Here is a 19,666-nt window from a genome sequence, read left to right as displayed (position 1 = left end):
AGGTCAGGGGCGGCGCTGCGAGGCGTCGCCCCTTTTCGTTGCGCGTCGCATTTCCGTCGTACTTGGCGGAACGCAGTGTGTGTCTCGACGCGCACAGACGAGGTCATGTTCTGTCTGCCTATGGAACAGACGACAGCGTCACCTATTTAAGCACTCGCTGGATGGGGCTGATGATCCAACCGGTCATCACATCTAGGAGTTAATAAGAAACAATGCGTAACATTCTTCTCGCCGCTGTCTCCGTCTCTGCAATCGCTGCACCGGCCTTTGCTCAAACCAATCCTGAACCGCGTGGTTACGGATCTTTGGGCTACACTCATCTTGAAGGCGACAATGCAACCACGGGCGCCGTCACCGGTCGTCTGGGCGTAAACCTGAACCGTTACCTGGCCGTCGAGACCGAAGCCTCGGTCGGCGTCAAGGACGACGACTTCACCGTCGCCGGCGTCGACGGTTCGATCAAGCACGAGTGGGACGCCGCCGGTTATGTGGTCGGCAAATACCCGGTGTCGGACAAGCTGGAGCTGTTCGCGCGCGGCGGCTACGGCCACACCGAGCTGAAGCAGGAGTTCCCCGGCGCCAACACCGACGTGGGCGGCGACAGCTGGAACTACGGCGCCGGCGCCAACTACTATCTGGACGGCGTGAACGGCGTGCGGGCCGACTGGACCCGTCGCGACTACCGCGACGACGCGGGCGAAGCCGACGCCTATTCGGTCAGCTACATCCGCCGCTTCTGATCCCTGGGATCAGGCGAAATGAAGAGGGCGCGCTCCTTGCGGAGCGCGCCCTCTGCTTTTTGAGTTAGGCGAAATCGCCTGCGAGAGCCCACCGCTGCGAGCCTTCGCCGAACGGGCGTACGAACCAGTCGCGATACTGTTCGAAGGTCTCGATGATCTTCTGACGCAGGTCCGGCGTGTTCACCGCCTCGCCGCGCTGACGTTTGAGGGCCGCGACACAGTCCACGACCAGATTCTGATGGGCCGACCCGCCCATGCTCTTGAGCACGGCGGCGATATCCTGAGCCAGGCTTTCCAGCACCGTCTTCGGTGTCGTCTGAGCCATCTGGGAACTCCCCTGTTCTCGACAATCAAAGGCCTCGCAAAATCCAGTACAGGATTCAAGCGTAGCCTGAGCAATTATCTTCCCAGATCAGGATTAACCTGACGTAACGGCGGTCAAACTTTTTGGTTCTCCGAATTCTACCCGCGTTTGCGCACAAACACCGTCCCGGCCGAATAGCCGGCGCCGAAGCTGCAGATCAGGCCCGTCTCCCCCGGCGCGAAGCCGTCGTTGTGGAGGTGGAAGGCGATGATCGAGCCGGCCGAGGAGGTGTTGGCGTAGTCGTCCAGGATGATGACGTTCTCGTCCGACGTCGGCTCGCGGCCCAGCACCTTCTTGCCGATCATGGTGTTCATGTTGATGTTGGCCTGGTGCAGCCACAACCGCTTCAATTCGTGCGGATCAAGGCCCAGTTCGCCGGCGTGATCGACGATCATGTCCGACACCATCGGCACCACGTCGCGGAAGACTTTGCGGCCCTGCTGGATGAACAGCTTGTCGTTCTGGACGCTGTCGTCGGCGACCGGCGAATCCAGATGGTCGGTGTCACGGGCGTTGCGGTTCAGGAAGCCGAAATTATTGCGGATATTGTTCGAGAAGACCGTCTTCAGCCGCGTGCCCAGCACGTCCCAGCCGCCCGGTCCGGCGGTCTCGGCCGATTCCACGATCACCGCCGTGGCCACGTCGCCGAAGATGAAATGGCTGTCGCGGTCGGTGAAGTTCAAGTGGGCCGAACAGACCTCCGGGTTGACCATCAGCACAGCCTTGACCGAACCGCCGGCGATGAAATCCGCCGCCGTCTTGACGCCAAAGGTGGCGGAAGAGCAGGCCACATTCATGTCGAAGGCGAAGCCCTCGATCCCGAGGGCCTGCTGCACCTCGATGGCCATGGCCGGATAGGGGCGTTGCATGTTGGAGGCGGCGCACAGGACGGCGCCGATCTCGCTGACCGGCTTGCCCCAGGCCTCGATGGCCTGACGCGCGGCCTTGACCGCCATCTCGGCCAGGATCGACAGCTCGTCATTGCTGCGTTCCGGCAGGTTCGGCGCCATCCGCTCGGGGTCGATCACCCCGGCCTTGTCCAGGACGAAGCGGCTCTTGATGCCCGATGCCTTTTCGATGAACTCGGGCGAAGAGTGCGACTTCGCCTCCAGTTCGCCGGCCTCGATCTGGGCCGCGTGGCGGGCGTTCCAGCCGTCGGCCCAGGCGTTGTAGCTGTCGACCAGTTCGGCGTTCGAGACGGATTGTTCGGGGGTGAAGAGGCCGGTGGCGGCGATAACGGCGTGGGTCACTTAGTTTCTTGTCCTATCGCTCGGCCCACGGGGCCTCGCTGCTTGAGGACCGCCCTCACACTCGGCGCGCTGCGCCTCGCTGCGTGAGGAGGGTTTCCTTTACGAACGCCTTCAATAGGACGGCGGCGGCCTGCGGTCGAGAGAGGCGATGATCCCCGCGGCCCAGCGCTGGATCTGGCCGCGCGGCGCCTTGGGCGGCGGCTGGTCGCGGGCGGCGATCAGGGCCTGGACCAGATCCTCGGCCTCGCAGGGCCAGCCCGTCGGCGTGACATAGAGGGGATAGTGGATCAGGGCGGCCAGGATCAGATGATCGACCGTCGCGCGCCGGCTGCGGCGCTCGAACCCCAGCCGGTCGTCGGTCAGCCCCCAACCGGCGTAGAAAGGCCGGCCATAGACCGACACCGCCTTGCCCCGCATCAGGGCCTCGAACCCGGTCAGGGAGGTCAGGGTCGCCACCCGGCGACAGGCGTTCAGGCAGTCGATGATGTCCAGCCCGTCCGCGCTGGCGTCCACCGAGGCCAGGGCCGAGGCCTCCAGCCGACCCGGCCGGTTGCCCGCCAGAACGTCGGGATGGTTGCGATAGACCAGGAAGGCGTCGGGATGATCAGCCCGCGCGGCCTCGACCAGGGCGGAGTTGGTGGCCAGATCGGGTTCGCACCCCAGCAGGATCGACTTGTCGTTCTCGACCTGGCCGACGACCAGCAGGATATCCCGATCAGCAGGCCAGTCGGCCGGCGCCTGGCCCTTCAGATTATATTTCGACAGGCCCGCCTCGACGATGCGGGTCCGCAGGGCGGCGGCGCGGGCCAACTGCTCCGGCGTCGCGTCCGTCGTCTCGATCAGGGTTTCCAGCCGCGACGGGCGCGACGGGTCGTAATAGACGCCCTGGTCGTCCAGGGCGACCGACAGGGCGCCGACAAAGTCCGAGCCCAGGCCGCGCGAACGGATGAAGCCGTCCTCCATGCGGACCGTCGGGCCGGCGAAGTCGGCGGCGGCCTGACGCACGGCCTCGCTCTCCTTGCCCGCCCACCAGATCAGCCGACCGTTCGTGGCGGCGGCGTGGGCGGCGGCGCGCGACGGCGACATGAAATAGCGCATCCGCGCCTTCGGCGAGTTCAGCAGGCGGCGCACCGGCGGGCGTTTGGCCGGGGCGAAGCCGACGGCGGACCAGGGCCCCGCCAGACGGTCGGCGCGGTCGCGCAGGGCGATCAACCGCTCCAGCGCCTGTTCGGCCTCGCACCGTTCGCCGGTGACGGGATCGACATAGCGGCTGTAGCCGATCAGGGCGGCGGCGGCGACCTGTTCGACCGAGCGCGCCACGCCGCGTCGGCCGGTGGCCACGGCGTCGGTCGTCAGGCCCCAGCCGGAATAAAAGGGCGCCCCGAAACAGCGCACCGGCAGCCCCCGCAACAGGGCCTCGAACCCGAGCGCCGAGGTGACGCAATAGACGGCGTCCACCGCCGCCAGCAGGTCGGCCGGCCGCACGTCGGCGTCCACCAGGGTGACGCCGGCCAGATCGGTTATGCACCCCCGCTTCCGGCCCGCCGCCACCGCCGGGTGGCGTTTGACGATCAGCTGGGCGTCGGGTTCGTCGCGGCGGGCGGCGGCGACCATGGCGTCGAAACTGTCCTGGGTCGCCAGGCCGTAGCCGATGGAGGCGTCGCCGAAGGTCTGGTCCACGATCAGGACGCGGCGGCCGGGCCGCAGCAGGCCGGGGTCCAGCGGCCCGCCCATATTGGTCTTGGACACGCCCGAGGCGACGATCCGGTCGATCAAGGCGCGGGCGCGGGCGGTCGTTGTGGCGTCGCACCAGGCGTCGGCGGTCTGGATCAGGTGTTCGAGCCGGCTGGGCCGGGTGGCGTCGTAATAGACGCCCAGATCATCGACGATCAGGCTGAGGCTGGCGGCTCCCGCCTCGCCTATGCCGACCGAGCGCAGGAAACCGTCCTCCAGCGCGACATAGGGCCGGCTGTTCTGTTGCGCCCAACGACGACCGGCGGCCGCCGTCGGCTTCATCCCCCAGCCCAGTACCGCCTGCACCTCGTCTCCCGGCAGGCGACGCAGGTCGTAGTCGGGCAGGAAGACGTCGAGGAAGGGGACCTTCAGCACGCCGGGCGCGCAGACCCAGGCGGGGGTTTTGGCGGCGATGTCCGAGGCTGGGGTCAAGGCGGGTCCGATTCAGACGCGAAAAACAGGGTCTGAATAGTCTGAATAGTCTGAAATGGCCGCGCTGAAATTGAACGGCGCAGGTGGAAACCGGTGCAATGGGCAAAAGAGTGCAATTCGGCGACGCCTCATCCCTTCGACCTCCGGCGGTTTCAACGACGACCATCCTAGCAGGGTTTTGACGGGCGCCCGGTCGATAGGGCCCGGTGATGGATAAGGCGTTGCAAACGCGGGGATTGGGGCAGCGTCATTAGGAGGGCTGACCACGTTTTCTTTCGTCATTCCGGGCGAAGGGCCGCTTGGCCCGCAGACCCGGAACCCAGCGGCGCCGAAGGCGAAATGGGTCCGCCGCACGATGTTTGAAAATCGAGCCCGCGACAGGTTCGCGCTCTCGCGCGCCGCTGGGTTCCGGGTCTCCGCTTCGCTTCGCCCGGAATGACGAAAGAAGAGGGACGGCGTCACCTCCCTGCGCGCGAAGGCGCGCAGGGAGGACAGGTCGCGCAGCGACCAGGAGGGGGAGACTCCGGCGGCGGTGATGACCACGGCGGCTTCAGGCGCCGAGTCGCCCCCTCCCGGCGCTCGCTGACGCGATCGCCGGTCCTCCCCGTCGGTCTTCGCCGACGGGGAGGTGAATGCGCGGTCAGGCGTGCGTCTGGTCCCAGTACCGGACCGCATCCGCATCGCGGGCCGACAGGTCGGGGTAGGCGGGGTCGGAGCCGACGTCCGGCACGCGGCGCCAGGAGCGGGCGCATTTCGGATGGTCCGCCAGGGCCACGGTCGCCGAGATGGCGTCGCCCTCGATCAGTTCGGCGCCCGAGGTGCGGAAGATCTCGGCCGCGTCCAGGCCGTCGAACGGGGCGAAGGTTCCGGCCGGGGCCGTGACGGTCGGCCAGGCGTCCAGCGCCCCGCCGATCAGCTTGTCGCGCCGGGCCGCTTCCAGCGATTCATTGACCACTTCGAGGATGGTGTTGATCGCGGCCCAACGCTCGGCCTCGGCCGGGTTTTTCCATTCCGCCGGCGTCTCCGGGATCACCCGGGCGCAGTTCGTGCCCGCATCCGGGAAGCGCGTCGTCCAGGCTTCTTCCATCGTGAACGGCGTCAGCGGCGACAGCCAGGCGGTCAGGCGCATGAAGACCTCGTCCATCACCGTGCGGGCGGCGCGACGGCGCAGGCTGTCGGGGCGGTCGCAGTAGAGGGCGTCCTTGCGGATGTCGAAATACAGGGCCGACAGGTCGTTGGAGCAGAACTCCAGCACCGGGCGCACCACGTCCTGGAACCGGTATTCGGCATAGGCCTGGCGCACATGGGCGTCGAGTTCATACAGGCGATGCAGGATGAACTTTTCCAGCGGCGGCATCTGGTCCAGCGGCAGCCGCTCGGCCTCGTCGAAGTCGGCCAAGGCGCCCAGCAGATAGCGGACCGTGTTGCGCAGTTTGCGATAGGCGTCGACCGTGGTCTGCAGGATCTGTTTGCCGATCCGCTGGTCCTCGGAATAGTCGACCAGCGACACCCACAGACGCAGGATGTCGGCGCCGCTCTCCTTGATGATGGTCAGGGGATCGGTCGTATTGCCCTTGGACTTGGACATCTTCTCCCCCTTCTCGTCGAGGGTGAAGCCGTGGGTCAGGACCGCCTTGAACGGGGCGCGGCCACGGGTGCCGCAGCCTTCCAGCAGGGACGACTGGAACCAGCCGCGATGCTGGTCCGAACCTTCCAGATAGAGGTCGGCGGGCCAGTGGGCCGGGCGGTCGCCCGTATAGCCGTGCTCGGGCAGGCGCGGGTCCAGGGTGAAGGCGTGGGTCGAACCGGAATCGAACCAGACGTCCAGGATGTCCTCGACTTTTTCGTACCGGGCCGGGTCGTGGGCGCCCAGGAAGTCGCTGTCCGGCGCGGTGAACCAGATGTCTGCGCCGTGTTCGGCCACGGCTTTGACGATCCGGGCGTCGACCTCGGCGTCATGCAGGGGCTGGCCCGTCTGTTTGTCGATGAACATGGCCAGGGGCGTGCCCCAGGCGCGCTGACGGCTGACCAGCCAGTCGGGACGGCCCTCGACCATCGACCGGATGCGGTTGCGGCCGGCGGCGGGGTGGAAGGCGGTGTCGTCGATGGCTTTCAGCGCCGTCTCGCGCAGGCTGTCGCCCGAGGCCAGGGACTCGTCCATGCGGATGAACCACTGGGGCGTGTTTCTGAAGATGATCGGGGCCTTGGAGCGCCACGAGTGCGGGTAGGAGTGTTCCAGCCGGCCACGCGCCAGCAGATTGCCGGCCTCGATCAGCTTTTCCATCACTGCGCCGTTGGCGGGACCGAACTTGCCGGTCTTCTTGCCCTCGGTCTCCAGCACCTTCAGCCCGGCGAACAGGGGGACGCCGGGGTAATAGGCGCCGTCCGGATCGACCGTGTCCGGCACCTCGTGATGACCGTGGGCCTTCCACACCTCGAAGTCGTCGGCGCCGTGGCCCGGCGCGGTGTGAACGAAGCCTGTACCGGCGTCGTCGGTGACATGGTCGCCGGCCAGCAGCGGCACGGAGAAGCCGTAACCGCTGTCCAGCGCGGCCAGCGGGTGGGCGCATTCCAGGCCCGACGGATTGATGTCGTAGACGCGGGTCCAGGCGGCGATCTTGGCGGCCTTGAACACGTCTTCCGCCAGCTTGTCGGCGACAATCAGGCGGTCGCCCGGCTTGGCCCAGGGCGCAAACTCCAGACCCTCTTCCATGGCCGTGACCTCATACAGGCCATAGGCGATCTCGGGGCCGTAGCTGATGGCCCGGTTGGCCGGGATGGTCCAGGGCGTCGTGGTCCAGATGACGATGGACGGGGTGCTGCTGCGGAAGGCCAGCAGGTCGTCGGGATGGTCGTCGGACACGCCGGTGACCGGGAACTTGACCCAGATCGTGGGTGACACGTGATCGTGGTATTCGATCTCGGCGTCGGCCAGGGCGGTGCGCTCGACCGGCGACCACATGACGGGCTTGGAGCCGCGATACAGCTGGCCCGAGTTCTTGAACTTGTGGAACTCGGCGACGATGGCCGCCTCGGACGTGAAGTCCATGGTGGCGTAGCGGTTGGCGAAGTCGCCGGTGATGCCCAGGCGTTTGAACTGGTCGCGTTGCAGGTCGATGTATTTGCCGGCGTAGTCGCGGCAGGCGGCGCGGAACTCGTCCTTGGAGACCTCGTCCTTGCGGCGGCCCTTGGCGCGGAACTGTTCCTCGATCTTCCACTCGATCGGCAGACCGTGGCAGTCCCAGCCGGGGACATAGTCGACGTCATAGCCCAGCAGGAACCGGCTGCGGACCACGAAATCCTTCAGCGTCTTGTTCAGCGCATGGCCGATGTGGATGTCGCCGTTGGCGTAGGGCGGGCCGTCGTGCAGCACATAGAGAGGGGCGTTTTCGGATTGTCGCTGCGCCCGAAGGCACCCGTACAGGTCGCCCCACTGCTCCAGGATCACCGGCTCCTTCTGCGGCAGGCCGCCGCGCATGGGAAACGGCGTCTCAGGCAGGAAGACGGTGTCGCGATAGTCGCGGCCGGAAGGGGTGTCGGTGGTGTCTGTGGCGTCGGCCATGGATCGTCTCGGCGTCGTGAAATTGATGTCGCTGTCTTCGTTCGCCCTATCGCGCGTTGCGCGGCTTGAGGGCGGCCTTGTTCGCCCTGAAGGGCGGTCGTCCCGGCGTGCACGGGGCCACAGGGCCCAGAAGCGCTACGCCGGGCGGCTAATCGAAATCAGGCGAAGGAAGACGCGGACGATCATTGTGCGGGCGGTCTAGCAGACGGATGCGGCATTGCGCCATCCCCGACGCGTGCGGCGTCTCAACAGAAACGAAAGGCTTTTGGGGTCTTGGTTAAGTTTGGATCGTCCGAAAGTCTGTTCGGGCGACATGAGAATTCGTTCGGGAGTCCCGCCGATGCGGCAGCGGATCAGGAATTGGATGTTGGGCCTGGCGGCCGGCGTGGCTGTGATGGGCGCAGGGAGCGCGGCTCTGGCCCAGTGCACCAGCTGCGAGCCTGACCCCTGCACCTCGTGCCAACCGCCGGAGCCTCCGACACCCCCGTCCTGTGGCGGCGGGGGCGGATCGTGCGGCGGCGGGGGAGGCGGAGGCGGCTGGAACTCCAACACCAACGTCAATGTGAACGTCAACGTCAATGCGGGCGCCAGCGCCAATGCGAACGCCGGGTCACGGGCCTATGTCAACGCCAGGGCCGGCGGCTTTTCGGGCAGTATCGGCGGGGGCGGCGGCTCGGCCTATGTGACCGTGGATCAGCCCTATCCGACCACCATCCAGGGGCTGGCCGTGGATGGGCTGGCCCAGACGGTGCGGACGCCCTTCACCGCCTGGCGTCGGTCGATGAAGCGGGTGGTGATCCAGGCGGTCTGTATCGACGACCGTCAGGTGCCGCACCCGGCGTCGCAGGTCCGGCCGGACCGGGAGATCGCCGACGGCTACGAGGGCGAACTCTATCGCTGCCTCGCCGGGACCTGGCTGCAGGCCACCATCGCCGACTATCAGGGCGACATCAGTTTCGACCACGGCACGACCCTGACCTGCAGGAAGCACGAGGCCCTGTGGTTCGGCGGCGAAGGCAAGCTGGAATGCCGGCCCGAGAAGGCCGAACGCGACTGCAACGAGCGGTCGCTGCTGCGTCGCTACGGCGCCGGGGTGAAGATCCTGACCATGTATCGCGAAGAAGAATACACCGAATACCGCGAGGAGCAGGTCCAGACCTCGACCGTCATCACCGGGGCGATCACCCTGGACGGCGGCGTCGGCGGCCGGGTGTTCTGAACCGGACCTGACACAGTCTGTTCAGGCGCGGCTCAGCCCGCGTCTGCGAGACATAAGATCGTCGGCTCTCCGTCGATGATCCTGAAGACTGGCCCCGGCGCATTCACGCCGGGGCCATTTTTTTGATCACTGGACCGGCAGTTTGTCGGACACGACCTCGGCGCGCCAGGCGGCGTCCGGCTTCAGATACTGCTGCGCCAGGCTTTGCAGGTCGGCGGCGGTGACGGCCTCCAGCACCGCGATATTGTTTCGCGTCTGATCCAGCGAGGCCGGCTTGGACTGGGCTTCGGACAACTGGTTCAGCCAATAGCCGTTGTCGGCCATGCTGCGACGGAGGCGTTCGATGGCGGGCCGGCGAGCGCGGTTCAGCTCATCCTCGCTGATCGGATTGTCGCGCAGGTCGGCGGCGATCACGTCCACGGCCTCGAACAGTTTCGCCAGCGACTCCGGGGGCGTTTCGGCGCCGACGGCGATGTAGCCGTAGCCGGGGAAGGCGTCGGAATTGGTGGCGCTGGCGCTGGGCGAATAGGCGATGCCCTGTTTCTCGCGGATCTCCTCGTTCAGGCGCAGTTGCAGCACGGCGGACAGGATCGACAGTCGCCGGGCCGTGGTGCGGTCCTCGATCTGGTCGGTGGTCGCCCAGGCGACGAAGCCCAGGGCCTGTTCGGCCTGACCCGTGTGGGTCAGACGGACCGGGGTCGCGGTCGGAGCGGGGAAGCGACGCTCGGCCGATCCGGGCGGCGGGGTCGGGGCGGCGCCGCGCGCGGGCAGGGCGCCGAAGGTCGAACCCACGGCGGCGATGACCGCGTCCACATCCACATCGCCGACGACGGTGATCTCGACCGGGCCTGAAGCAAGGGCCGACTTGATCTGTTCGCGCAGGGCGTCGATCTCGACCGACTGGAACTGTTCATTGGTCGGAGTGGCCGCGCGCTTGTCGCCCCCGGCCAGCAGTTCGCCGGCCTTCAGGCCGAAGGCGCCGCCCGGCGTGGCGGCCTGCTGTTCCAGGGCCTGCGGATAGGCGGCCTTGGCGCGTTGCAGCGGCGCGGCGCGCAGACCCGGATCCGTCAGGAAGGCGGCCAGAACCTGAAGCTCGAGCTGCAGGTCCTCCGGGCGGGTGGAGCCGCCGAAGCTGTAGCTGTCCTCGCCCTGGCTCACGCTGGTGTTGACGACATGGCCGGCCAGGACGCGGTCGGCTTCGTCCACCGTCAGCTTGCCCAGGCCGCCGGCGTTCAGCACGGTGTTGGCGGCGAACAGGGGCGAGAAGCGATCGGCCGGAAGACCCATGCCGCCGATGCCGGTGTTGGCGCGGATCAGGATCTGGTCATCGCGGAAGTCGGTCTTCTTGATGTTCAACAGGGTCCCGTTGGGGAAGGTCACCAGGGTGGCCCCCAGGTCGGCGACCTCGGTCCGCGCGGCGGGAACGGCCGGCGCGCCGAAGTTCGTGTAGGGCCATTCCAACGCCGATTGATCGGACGGGGCGGCGACGGGAACCTGGCGCGAGGCTTCCAGCGCGGCGGTGACGGCGGCCTCGCCGCCCTCGACCGGGACCGGGCTGGTGAACAGGACCAGGGGGCCCTGGCCTTCGAACACCGGGCGCACGGCGGCGTTGACCTGTTCGGGGGTCAGATCGGCGACGATCTTCTCGAACTGGTCCAGGCTTTCCTGGGGCGAGGTGAAGACCGTGTCGCCATTGACCGCGTTCAGCAGGGCGCCGGCCAGGGCCGAGGTCGATCGGGTGGCCGCGGTGGCGACGGCGTTCTGAAGCGAGGTGCGGTATTCGGTGATCTCGCGCTGCAGCTCGGGGGCGGTGACGCCGTACTGGGTCAGGCGGCGGGCCTCCTGCTCCGTCGTCTCCAGCGCGCGCTTCCATTCGCCGGGCGTGAAGGCGACCGAAAGGATGCCGGCGTCCAGGGTGTCGAACAGCGACTGATAACCGCCGCCAGCGCCCAGGAAGGGCGGATTGTCGGCGCGCGCCATCTCGCCCAGGCGACGGTTCAGCACCGCCAGGCCCAGGCTGCGGCGCACGGCCTCGGTGCGTTCGGCCAGGCTGTCGGGATCGAGATCCGGCGCCTTGATCCAGTTGATCTGGATCGACGACTGGACGCCCGGTTCGACGATGATGCTGGTCTCCGGCTGGCGAGCGGCGACGGTTCCCAGGTCGGGTTCGGGACCGTCGGCGGCCTTGGGCGTCCAGTCGCCGAAGGTCGTGCGGATCTTGGCCTCCATCGCGTCCAGGTCGAAGTCGCCGACGGCGATGAAGGTCGCGCGCGAAGGCCGGTAGTAGGCGTCATAGAAGTCGACGAACCGCTCGCGCGGCGCGGTGCGGATGACGTCGAGATCACCGATGGGCAGGCGTTTCGACAGGCGCTGACCCGGCGCCAGCAGGGCCAGCTGGGTCTTCAGCACCCGCATCTGCGGCGAGTTGCGGGTCCGCTCCTCCCCGACGATGACGCCGCGCTCGGAATCGATGGCGTCCGACTCCATCAGGGCGTCGCCCATCATTTCGCGCATCACATGCAGGGACGTATCGACCGTCTCGTCCTGGGTGTTGGGCAGTTCCAGCATATAGGCCGTCTGCTCGAAGCTGGTGAAGGCGTTGGTGTCGGCGCCGAAGGCCAGGCCGAGGCGTTCGAGAATGCGCAGCATCTCGTTCTCGGGGATGTCCTTGGTGCCGTTGAAGGCCATGTGCTCCATGAAGTGGGCCAGGCCCTGCTGGTCGTCTCGCTCCATCAGCGAGCCCGCGTCGATCCGCAGCCGGAACGAGGCCTGACCGGGCGGGGTGGCGTTGCGCATCAGGGCGTAGCGCATGCCGTTGGGCATCAGGCCGTAACGGACGGCCGGATCTGCCGGAACGTCACTGGCCGCCTGGGCCCACGGATCGGAGGGCTGGACCTGAGCCTGGGCTTGGGCGGCGGCGGGCGCGAAGGCCAGGACGGGGGCGGCGAAGGCCCCGGTCGAAAGAGCCAGGCCAGAGGCCGCGACAAGCAGAAGGCGACGCGCAGAACGCATGAGTTTACTCCCGTAAGCCGCAACCCCCGATGGAACGGCGATCCCGGATTAGGGGAGGGCGGCGACGAGGGCAAGGCGACCCTTTGGCAGGCGGCTCATATCTTTCGTCATTCTGGACGTAGATCAGGAAAACGGAAGCGGCGGCCGAAGGCGAAACCCTTCAGCTGCTCAGGCGTCAGCGTGCTGTGTCGTGATTGGTCGTGCTTCCGCTCGCCGCTGTGTTCCGAGTCTGCGGGTCAAGAGTCTTTCGTCAGGAATGATGAACGACATTCATCGTCCGCTGTCAGTTATAGTGTTTGGTCGTAACTCGCCCCCCTGCCGAAGTTGGCAAGGTCCGCTAGCCGATAGCTTCATCGCCGATACGATACGTCATGTCGTATTCGAGCCCTCGGTGATCGCGTCTATGCGAGACTAGGCCGCCTCATTTGGGCGAAGTTTTGCCTTCACTGGAAAGCCTAGGATCCAGTGATACCGTGGCAGCCGGGTCATCTCGGTTGGTCTGCGTCCGCTTGAACCAAAGCTTCGTTCATGTCCTGCAGGAGTCGGCGAAGGGCTGCGATCTGTTCCCCCGTTACGGGGAGCTGCCGGACCACCTCCCGGCGGACTGACAGGACGTCGTCGCGTAGAGACGAGCCCTTGGGTGTCGGTTCGACCCAAACTCTTCTCTCGTCGCGCGTGTCCCGCTTACGAGAGACAAGCCCCGCCGTCTCCATCCGTTTGACGAGAGGCGTCAATGACCCCGTGTCCATTGAGAGACGATCTCCAAGATCGCCCATCGTCATAGGACGCTCAAACTCCCAAAGAGCGATCAGGACGAGATACTGAGGGTGAGTGAGGCCCAGCGGCCCCAGAAGCCTTCGGTAAAGTCGGGTGATGAGGCTGCTGCTGGTCTGCAAGGCCAAGCAGAGCTGCTGATAGACGTGCAATTCTGCGAAATCCGCAGGTTCACTCGTTGGCTTCGGCCGTGCGCTCATAAACGGTCCATCCAGATGCGTGTTCATCGAACCTAACATACTAAACAGCTATTAGATCATGTTTGATATAATAGACGTTAAGGTACTGGCGCTAATTCTCTCCCTCGGTCCCCGTTTTTCCGGACCACACGGAGACGGCCATGTTCAGATTTCAATCCAAGACCCGCGCCGCAGAAAAAGCCGCCATGGCGGAGCTTCGCAGCCTGGTCGCCGCCTTCCATCGGTCGCAGGCTGTGATCGAATTCGACCTGGACGGATCGGTGCGCGACGCGAACGCCAATTTCCTGGAGGCCCTCGGCTACGACCTTTCCGATATTCAGGGACGGCACCACAGCATGTTCGTGGATTCAGCGGAGGCGGCGTCGCCGGCCTACGCCGATTTCTGGCGCCGCCTGAATGCGGGCGAGTTCTTCGTCGATAAGTTCGTCCGCTATGGCAAGGGCGGACGCCGCGTCGTGATCGAGGCCTCCTACAACCCGATGCTGGGTGCAGACGGTCGACCCTACAAGGTGGTGAAGTTCGCCACGGACGTGACCGCCATCGAGGATGAGCGTAGCCGGCGCGCCGAGGCGGAACGTCAGGCCGCCGAGATTCAGACGGCTGTTGTGGACGGGACGCGACGGGGGCTATCTGCAATGGCGGCCGGCGACCTGTCCTATCGCATCGCGGAGGTCTTCCCCGGCGACTACGCCAGTCTGCGCGATGACTTCAATCAGGCCATGGCGGCCCTGGATGGCGCGGTCGGGGTCATTCGCGGCAATGCAGGCGCCATCCAGTCTGGGGCCAACGAGATCAGCAGTGCTGCAGAAGACTTGTCGAGCCGTACGGAACGACAGGCGGCGGCTTTGGAAGAAACAGCAGCCGCCTTGGACCAGATCACGGCGACGGTCCAGAAGACCGCAGAACACGCCAAGGCGACGGACGCTGTCGTCGCCGCGACGCGCGTTCAAGCCGAAACAGGCGGGGCTGTCGTCCAGCGCGCCATCGCGGCCATGGGCGAGATCGAGCGCTCATCGGATCAGATCAGCGACATCGTCAGCGTCATCGACGAGATCGCCTTCCAGACCAATCTTTTGGCGCTGAACGCCGGAGTCGAGGCGGCGCGTGCGGGAGACGCCGGGCGGGGGTTCGCTGTTGTCGCATCGGAAGTGCGGGCGCTCGCCCAGCGCTCGGCGGACTCTGCACGGCAGATCAAGACCTTGATCTCCACGAGCGGCGCCCAGGTCAAGAGCGGCGTGGGCCTGGTGCACCAGTCGGGCGAAGCGCTGTCTGGAATTGCGGAAGGCGTTCGTGAGGTGACGACCCTGATGACGGAGATCAGGGCCTCGACGCAGGAGCAGGCCATTGGCCTGGCCGAGGTGAACACTGCGGTCAATGCAATGGATCAGGTCACGCAGCAGAACGCCGCCATGGTCGAGGAATCGACCGCCGCCAGCCTGGCCCTCACCCAGGACGCGGCGCAAATGACGCAACTGGTCGGACGCTTTCAGGTCAGCCCGCAGGAGGGCGAGCAGTCGATTGCGTCCGCCGCCCAGCGCGACAGGAACGGCGGATCTGTCGGCCGCTCTTCGCCGACAGCTCAAGAGGTGAGGCGGCCTCGGCTCGCCGCCGTCGGGGGCGGGCGGGTGGCGCAAGCCGATTGGCAGGAGTTCTGACGCGCTTCCCGGCCGCCGGAGAGCGAGCTGGGAGGGCGCCTGCGGATCGCCGCCCCTCACTCTCGGCCCGACCCATCTATGCCGTTGCTCGCTGTTCTTGCCCTGACGTCCAAGGCCACAAACCTATACCGCCTAGAGTGATCGCTTTGTCGATCTGTATGGATCCGGACGACGCGGTTCTGCTGGCCGACGTTGTCCCACCGGCTATCAGGCGGATGAGATAAGCGGCACCCAGAGGGGCGACACGGTGGTCGTGTTCGGCGCCGGCGCCGTGGGTCTGACGGCGGCAGGGAGGGGCCTAGCTGACCTGCTTGCGCTTGCGACGTTCACGCTGTGACGGAAGCCAAATGATATTGACCGTTTCCACTCTCACAGAAAACAGACCGTCCGCTTTTGAGCGCGGCTGGGTCTGGAGCGATCACCCGCCCGGACGGCTCACATAGAAGGTCGCGCTGTTGCCGACGGCGGTGGTTCCGACCACGGCGGCGCGGCCGGAGCCGATGGTGGCGTTCGTCGTGGCGGTGACGGCGCCGTCGTTGGTCTGGTTGTTGGTGATATTGATCTCGCCGCCGCACTGGGAACAGGCGTAGCCGGTGACGCTGTTGCCGACGGCCTCGGCGCCGACATAGGTGTCGTAGCCGCTGACGCCGACCGAGGTCGCTGTCGCCTCGACCCCGCCGGTGTTCAGCTGGGTGTTGTCCAGCTCCAGATAGATGTCCTGGTTGCCGGCGATGACCTCGTTGGCGAGCGCGCGGGCCGAGACGGTGGTCTGGCCCTGAAGATTGGTCTGGACGCGCGAATCGGCGCGGACACGGCCCTGGTTGGTCTGATCGGTCGCCGCGACCAGGGAGCCGCCCGCGTTGTAGAGGACGGTCTGGTTGGCGCCGGCGTTGGCGCGACCGGCCAGGTTCCAGGCGTTGTCGACATAGACGTCGGTGCGCGCCTCAATCGTCGAGGCGGCGTTGGTCTGGCGCACCGTCAGATCCTGATGCGAGGCGCCGGTGGTCGAGGCCTGGACGGCGTTGGCCACGGCCTGGGACGAGAAGTCGGCGGGGGCGGGGATATACTGAACGTCGGCGACCGTCTCGGCCAGGACGGTGGTCTGGGCCGACTGATCGACCGCGCCGGTGATGGAGGAGGACGGACCGCCCAGGGCGACGCTGTTGGCGACGGCCGTCGTACCGACGAAACCGCCGGCCAGCATATGGCCGGTCGGCGACTGGACGACGGTGCGGGCGGTGACGTCATCGCCGGTCGTGACCTGGGCCGCATCAAGGGCGAAGGCCGCGCCGTCGGTGGAGACGCCCAGATAATTGCCGCGCGCCAGGGTCGTCGATCCGATCACGCCTTCCGACTCGCCGTTCAGGACGATGGTCGTGTCCGCCCGGGTCGCGCCGGTCATGGTCTGGCGCGACGTCAGGGACCCGGACGAATCCTCGATCCCGCCCGCGAGCGAATTGCCCGTGGCCGAATTGGTCACCTCGAGCTGGTCGACCGTGACGTTCAGGTTCACCGACCCGGTCACGTCGCCGGACTGGGTCTGGGTGCTGGAACAGGTCGAGCCGGTCTGCGGATCGCAGAGCGGCGTCTCCTGCGCCGTCGCCTCAGTAGCGAGAAGGGCGAACGTCGCCGTCGCGGCGATCATGCCAGCGAGACGGATCGGCGCGGGTCTGGCCATTGTTCGTCTCCGTGGTGGGGTAGGCCGGATAATAGCCGCCGGTCGGACCGACAGCGGAATCGCCAAGCGGGTCGTTGGCGGCGTTGAGGCAGATTTCGGGGCCGGGGGCGCCGTAAAGATTGGCCATGAACTCGACCGTGGCGCGTTCGACCAGGGCGCGAACGGCCAACTGGGTCGGCTCCATCCCGCCGGACCCGGCCGAAATGTCGAAGACATTGCCGTTCAGGAAGTCGAACACCCCGGCCGAGATCTCGCGGCCGATGATCTGCTTCTGGTACGAGACGACGTCCACGACCTCGAGGGTGGTGGTCTGAACCAGGCGCAGGTCCATGGCGATGTTCATCACATAGACGCGATAGGTGGCGATGCCCGAGCCGGGGGTGTCGGAATCGACCTCGCCCGCCGCGGCGTCGAAGCCGCCCGAGCGGATATTGTAGTTCACCTCGGTGATGCCGCCGACGATGTAGAAGTCCGAGCCGGGCACCTGGCCGGCCAGGATGCGGCGGAACTGGGTGTCTTCCGGGCCTTGAGCGCCGGGCGCCTGGTCGCCGATCAGCTTGTTGTTGGCGTAGCGCAACTCCAGCTCCGACACCGAGGTGTCGTAGCGCTCCACGATCCGGGCCCCGGCCTTGGCCAAAGCCGAGTTCGCCATCAGCGAGGCGCCGCCGGTGATCTGGCGCCCGCCGTCCGACGAGACCGTGCCGGTATAGTCGCTGATCCGGCCCACGGCCATGCGCGGCGACGGTAGGTTGTAGCGCCGGGCGTAGTCGGCCAGGCAATAGAGCGCCGCCGAATAGGGGGTGGGGTTGGCCGTGACCGGCGCATTGCCGATCGGCGTCGCATACTGACCCGACGGTCCGGCCACCGGGCTGACGCAGCCGGCGAGCAGCAGGGCCGCAGCCGTGACAACGGCGCCTGTACGAATGAGGGGAGGACGGCTCATGGCAGGGTGATGTTTCCGTTCAGGGCCGTGCCGGCGTTGACGTCGCCGTTGTTGGTCTGTTTCGAGTTGACGATGACAGTGTTGTGGCTGCCCTGGACCACGACGTTCAGCTGGTTGCCGATGGCGGTCGAACCGCCGACGGTCGAGCCGCTGCTGGAAGAGGAGCCTGCGCCGGCATAGGCCGAGGCCACGCCGCCGGACTGGCTGGAATAGGAAGAAGCGCCCGACTGGATGATGCCGTTGACGATCAGGCGATTGCCGTTGGCGTCGCGGGTGGAGCCGGTGGTGGCGGTGGTGGTCGAGCTGCGCGCGGATCCATAGCCCTGTTGGAAGCGGGCCGCGCCGCTGGAGCCCGTCGTCTGGGCCACGGCGATAGACGGGGCGAGCGACGGGGCGACGGCGACAACCAGGGTCGCAAGCATGGTCGGCAGGGGGGCGATCAGCCTCTTGACCGGCATGTGGGAATACTCCTGGCGCGCAAACGGACGACGGACCGAAAGCACGATCCGCGCCCCAAACTGCGTTAAGGTTATTAAGAAGCGCTTGAGATCGCAGAAATCGTTGCGCATTGGTGGAGGCATGTCCGACCCCGATGGCCGATTCGCAGCGCCCCCGAATTCAGATGGGCCGAAGTCCGAAAGACTGTTCAACGCGCCGGTCGCGGTGGTGCTGATCGCCCTGTCGATGCCCGTGCTGTTTTTCTTCCAGCGCCAGTTGCCTGACATGGGCGCCGCCATGGCCTTCGCACCCATCGATCTGCAGCACGGGCGGTGGGGCGGATTGTTCACCGCCATGCTGCTGCACGGCAGTTGGACCCACGCCATAATGAATGCGGTCGGCGCCCTGGCCTTCGGCGCCCCGGTGGCCCGGCTGTTCGGCGACCGGATCGGGCCGACCGTCTTCCTGATCTTCTATATAGGGTGCGGCGTGATCGCGGCCCTGGGCTATGGGCTGGTTCACTGGGGCTCGACCGAGGCCATGGTGGGGGCGTCGGGGGCCGTGTTCGGCCTGATCGGCGGGGCGACCCGGCTGATGGGCGGGCAGGGCAGGGTGCTGGGCCTGTTCGACCGGCGCGTGATCGGGGCCTCCGTCGCCTGGATGGCGGTCAATGCGGTCACCGGTCTGATCGGCTATGCGCCGGGGGCCGAGGGCGCGCGAATCGCCTGGGAAGCGCACGCCTTCGGCTTTATCGCCGGGCTGCTTGTTATCGGTCCGCTGGCCCGCGCCTTCGGCAAGGGGCCTTTGCCCCTGGCGGCGTCGGGCGGACCCGAATCGGGCGTTTGATTCCGAGGCGCGGCTGAGCGATCATGGTTACAGATCGGCCCTGTCGCCATTCCGGCCCCGCGGTCGTCTCTTAACCATAGAGAAGGAGCCGCGATGTTCGTCGCCGAGATCCTCAAGACCAAGGGAAACGCCGTCTTCTCCATCGCGCCCGACCTGACGGTGGCGCAGGCGTGCGGGGAGCTGGAGCGAAAACGCGTCGGCGCCCTGGTCGTCCGTGACGGCGAATCCGTTGCCGGCGTCTTTTCCGAAAGGGATGTGGTGAAGGCCCTGGCGGTCGATGGCCCCAACGCCCTGGGCCGTCCCGTCTCCGACTATATGTCGGCCCAGGTGATCTTCGCTGAACCGGGCGAGACCATGTCCGCCCTGATGGGCCGGATGACCGACCGACGGATTCGCCATCTGCCGGTGTTAAGCGAGGGGCGGCTGGTCGGCGTCATCTCGATCGGCGACGTCGTCAAATGCCAGATCGCCGATCACGCCCGCGAGGCCGAAAGCCTCAGAACCTATATAGCCGCTGGCTGAACGGGGCGACGCGACGGGTTCGCAGAGTCCGACTCCGCGAGAATCTTCACTGATCTGTCAGAATCTGGTTGCGGGTAAAAAGGGTGGCCCGTATAGGACCGCCTCGCTCGGAAACGGGCCGGCCCTGAGGGCTTCGAGGCTTCGGTTTCGGGGATTTCGGGGGGAAGAAAGAGTTGAGAAACTTCTTGCTTTCCTGGGTTGGTTTCAATAGGTTCCGCGCTCCAATCGAATCGCCGAACGGTTAAGAGGAAAGCCTCTGCGTTTTCCTCCGGTGATTTTTTGTGGTTTTGAGGGTTC

At 66.5% G+C, this 19,666-nt stretch carries 15 protein-coding genes; 5 read left to right on the top strand and 10 right to left on the bottom strand.

Going from position 1 to position 19,666, the window contains the following annotated elements; translation table 11 throughout:
* Positions 1 to 212: 212 nt before the first annotated feature.
* The gene (locus Q7J26_RS12700; protein ID WP_304936774.1) at positions 213 to 740 is read left to right on the top strand and encodes a porin family protein; all 528 of its coding nucleotides are present in this window, start codon (positions 213 to 215) and stop codon (positions 738 to 740) included.
* Between the two features lie 64 nt (positions 741 to 804).
* On the opposite strand, the gene Q7J26_RS12695 is transcribed toward Q7J26_RS12700, so the two are convergent.
* From Q7J26_RS12695 to ileS, 5 genes are all read right to left on the bottom strand, one after another.
* Entirely contained in the window at positions 805 to 1,065 is a 261-nt protein-coding gene (locus tag Q7J26_RS12695; protein ID WP_008260179.1) for a hypothetical protein, read from the bottom strand.
* A 137-nt stretch (positions 1,066 to 1,202) separates the two neighbouring features.
* Positions 1,203 to 2,354 (bottom strand): beta-ketoacyl-ACP synthase III, encoded by a 1,152-nt coding sequence (locus Q7J26_RS12690; RefSeq protein WP_304936773.1) that lies wholly within the window; start codon positions 2,352 to 2,354, stop codon positions 1,203 to 1,205.
* Positions 2,355 to 2,465: 111 nt separating this feature from the next.
* Positions 2,466 to 4,520, bottom strand: coding sequence for a capsular polysaccharide biosynthesis protein (locus tag Q7J26_RS12685; protein ID WP_304936772.1), 2,055 nt, complete (start codon positions 4,518 to 4,520; stop codon positions 2,466 to 2,468).
* A gap of 12 nt (positions 4,521 to 4,532) precedes the next feature.
* Complete coding sequence (locus Q7J26_RS12680; RefSeq protein WP_304936771.1) at positions 4,533 to 5,063, bottom strand: hypothetical protein; 531 nt, start codon at positions 5,061 to 5,063, stop codon at positions 4,533 to 4,535.
* Positions 5,064 to 5,160: 97 nt separating this feature from the next.
* Positions 5,161 to 8,082 carry an isoleucine--tRNA ligase gene (ileS, locus tag Q7J26_RS12675; protein WP_304936770.1) on the bottom strand — a complete coding sequence of 974 codons (2,922 nt, stop codon included), beginning with the start codon at positions 8,080 to 8,082 and terminating at the stop codon, positions 5,161 to 5,163.
* Positions 8,083 to 8,422: 340 nt separating this feature from the next.
* Between ileS and Q7J26_RS12670 the strand changes: the two genes are divergently transcribed.
* Positions 8,423 to 9,301 carry a hypothetical protein gene (locus Q7J26_RS12670; RefSeq protein WP_304936769.1) on the top strand — a complete coding sequence of 293 codons (879 nt, stop codon included), beginning with the start codon at positions 8,423 to 8,425 and terminating at the stop codon, positions 9,299 to 9,301.
* Positions 9,302 to 9,427: 126 nt separating this feature from the next.
* Here Q7J26_RS12670 and Q7J26_RS12665 read toward each other — a convergent pair whose 3' ends face one another.
* Entirely contained in the window at positions 9,428 to 12,313 is a 2,886-nt protein-coding gene (locus Q7J26_RS12665; RefSeq protein ID WP_304936768.1) for a pitrilysin family protein, read from the bottom strand.
* Positions 12,314 to 12,798: 485 nt separating this feature from the next.
* On the bottom strand, positions 12,799 to 13,287 hold the full coding sequence (locus Q7J26_RS12660) for a MarR family winged helix-turn-helix transcriptional regulator (protein WP_304936787.1): 489 nt from the start codon (positions 13,285 to 13,287) through the stop codon (positions 12,799 to 12,801).
* A gap of 140 nt (positions 13,288 to 13,427) precedes the next feature.
* Here Q7J26_RS12660 and Q7J26_RS12655 point away from each other — a divergent pair, with 140 nt between their 5' ends.
* Positions 13,428 to 14,942 (top strand): methyl-accepting chemotaxis protein, encoded by a 1,515-nt coding sequence (locus tag Q7J26_RS12655; protein ID WP_304936767.1) that lies wholly within the window; start codon positions 13,428 to 13,430, stop codon positions 14,940 to 14,942.
* Between the two features lie 418 nt (positions 14,943 to 15,360).
* Here the strand turns inward: Q7J26_RS12655 and hfaD are convergent, their stop codons facing one another.
* From hfaD to hfaA, 3 genes are read right to left on the bottom strand one after another with little or no spacing between them, the layout of a single operon-like run.
* Complete coding sequence (gene hfaD / locus Q7J26_RS12650; RefSeq protein WP_304936766.1) at positions 15,361 to 16,620, bottom strand: holdfast anchor protein HfaD; 1,260 nt, start codon at positions 16,618 to 16,620, stop codon at positions 15,361 to 15,363.
* Positions 16,547 to 17,563 (bottom strand): holdfast anchoring protein HfaB, encoded by a 1,017-nt coding sequence (gene hfaB, locus Q7J26_RS12645; RefSeq protein WP_304936765.1) that lies wholly within the window; start codon positions 17,561 to 17,563, stop codon positions 16,547 to 16,549. Before hfaB ends, hfaD begins: the two co-directional genes overlap by 74 nt.
* Positions 17,560 to 18,021, bottom strand: a complete 462-nt coding sequence (gene hfaA, locus Q7J26_RS12640) for a holdfast anchoring protein HfaA (protein ID WP_304936764.1) — start codon at positions 18,019 to 18,021, stop codon at positions 17,560 to 17,562. Before hfaA ends, hfaB begins: the two co-directional genes overlap by 4 nt.
* Before the next feature lie 121 nt (positions 18,022 to 18,142).
* Between hfaA and Q7J26_RS12635 the strand changes: the two genes are divergently transcribed.
* On the top strand, positions 18,143 to 18,847 hold the full coding sequence (locus tag Q7J26_RS12635; protein WP_304936763.1) for a rhomboid family intramembrane serine protease: 705 nt from the start codon (positions 18,143 to 18,145) through the stop codon (positions 18,845 to 18,847).
* Positions 18,848 to 18,940: 93 nt separating this feature from the next.
* Positions 18,941 to 19,369 carry a CBS domain-containing protein gene (locus tag Q7J26_RS12630; RefSeq protein WP_183197899.1) on the top strand — a complete coding sequence of 143 codons (429 nt, stop codon included), beginning with the start codon at positions 18,941 to 18,943 and terminating at the stop codon, positions 19,367 to 19,369.
* Positions 19,370 to 19,666 lie beyond the last annotated feature (297 nt).

This window comes from Brevundimonas sp., from assembly GCF_030656255.1.
Taxonomy (GTDB): domain Bacteria; phylum Pseudomonadota; class Alphaproteobacteria; order Caulobacterales; family Caulobacteraceae; genus Brevundimonas.
This window is presented reverse-complemented; position numbering and strand designations above follow the sequence as displayed.

Coding starts and splice junctions, on each gene's coding strand:
- Q7J26_RS12700 (WP_304936774.1), top strand. CDS start 213: ATGCGTAACATTCTTCTCGCCGCTGTCTCCGTCTCTGCAATCGCTGCA.
- Q7J26_RS12695 (WP_008260179.1), bottom strand. CDS start 1,065: ATGGCTCAGACGACACCGAAGACGGTGCTGGAAAGCCTGGCTCAGGAT.
- ileS (WP_304936770.1), bottom strand. CDS start 8,082: ATGGCCGACGCCACAGACACCACCGACACCCCTTCCGGCCGCGACTAT.
- Q7J26_RS12670 (WP_304936769.1), top strand. CDS start 8,423: ATGCGGCAGCGGATCAGGAATTGGATGTTGGGCCTGGCGGCCGGCGTG.
- Q7J26_RS12665 (WP_304936768.1), bottom strand. CDS start 12,313: ATGCGTTCTGCGCGTCGCCTTCTGCTTGTCGCGGCCTCTGGCCTGGCT.
- Q7J26_RS12660 (WP_304936787.1), bottom strand. CDS start 13,287: ATGAGCGCACGGCCGAAGCCAACGAGTGAACCTGCGGATTTCGCAGAA.
- Q7J26_RS12655 (WP_304936767.1), top strand. CDS start 13,428: ATGTTCAGATTTCAATCCAAGACCCGCGCCGCAGAAAAAGCCGCCATG.
- hfaD (WP_304936766.1), bottom strand. CDS start 16,620: ATGGCCAGACCCGCGCCGATCCGTCTCGCTGGCATGATCGCCGCGACG.
- hfaB (WP_304936765.1), bottom strand. CDS start 17,563: ATGAGCCGTCCTCCCCTCATTCGTACAGGCGCCGTTGTCACGGCTGCG.
- hfaA (WP_304936764.1), bottom strand. CDS start 18,021: ATGCCGGTCAAGAGGCTGATCGCCCCCCTGCCGACCATGCTTGCGACC.
- Q7J26_RS12635 (WP_304936763.1), top strand. CDS start 18,143: ATGTCCGACCCCGATGGCCGATTCGCAGCGCCCCCGAATTCAGATGGG.
- Q7J26_RS12630 (WP_183197899.1), top strand. CDS start 18,941: ATGTTCGTCGCCGAGATCCTCAAGACCAAGGGAAACGCCGTCTTCTCC.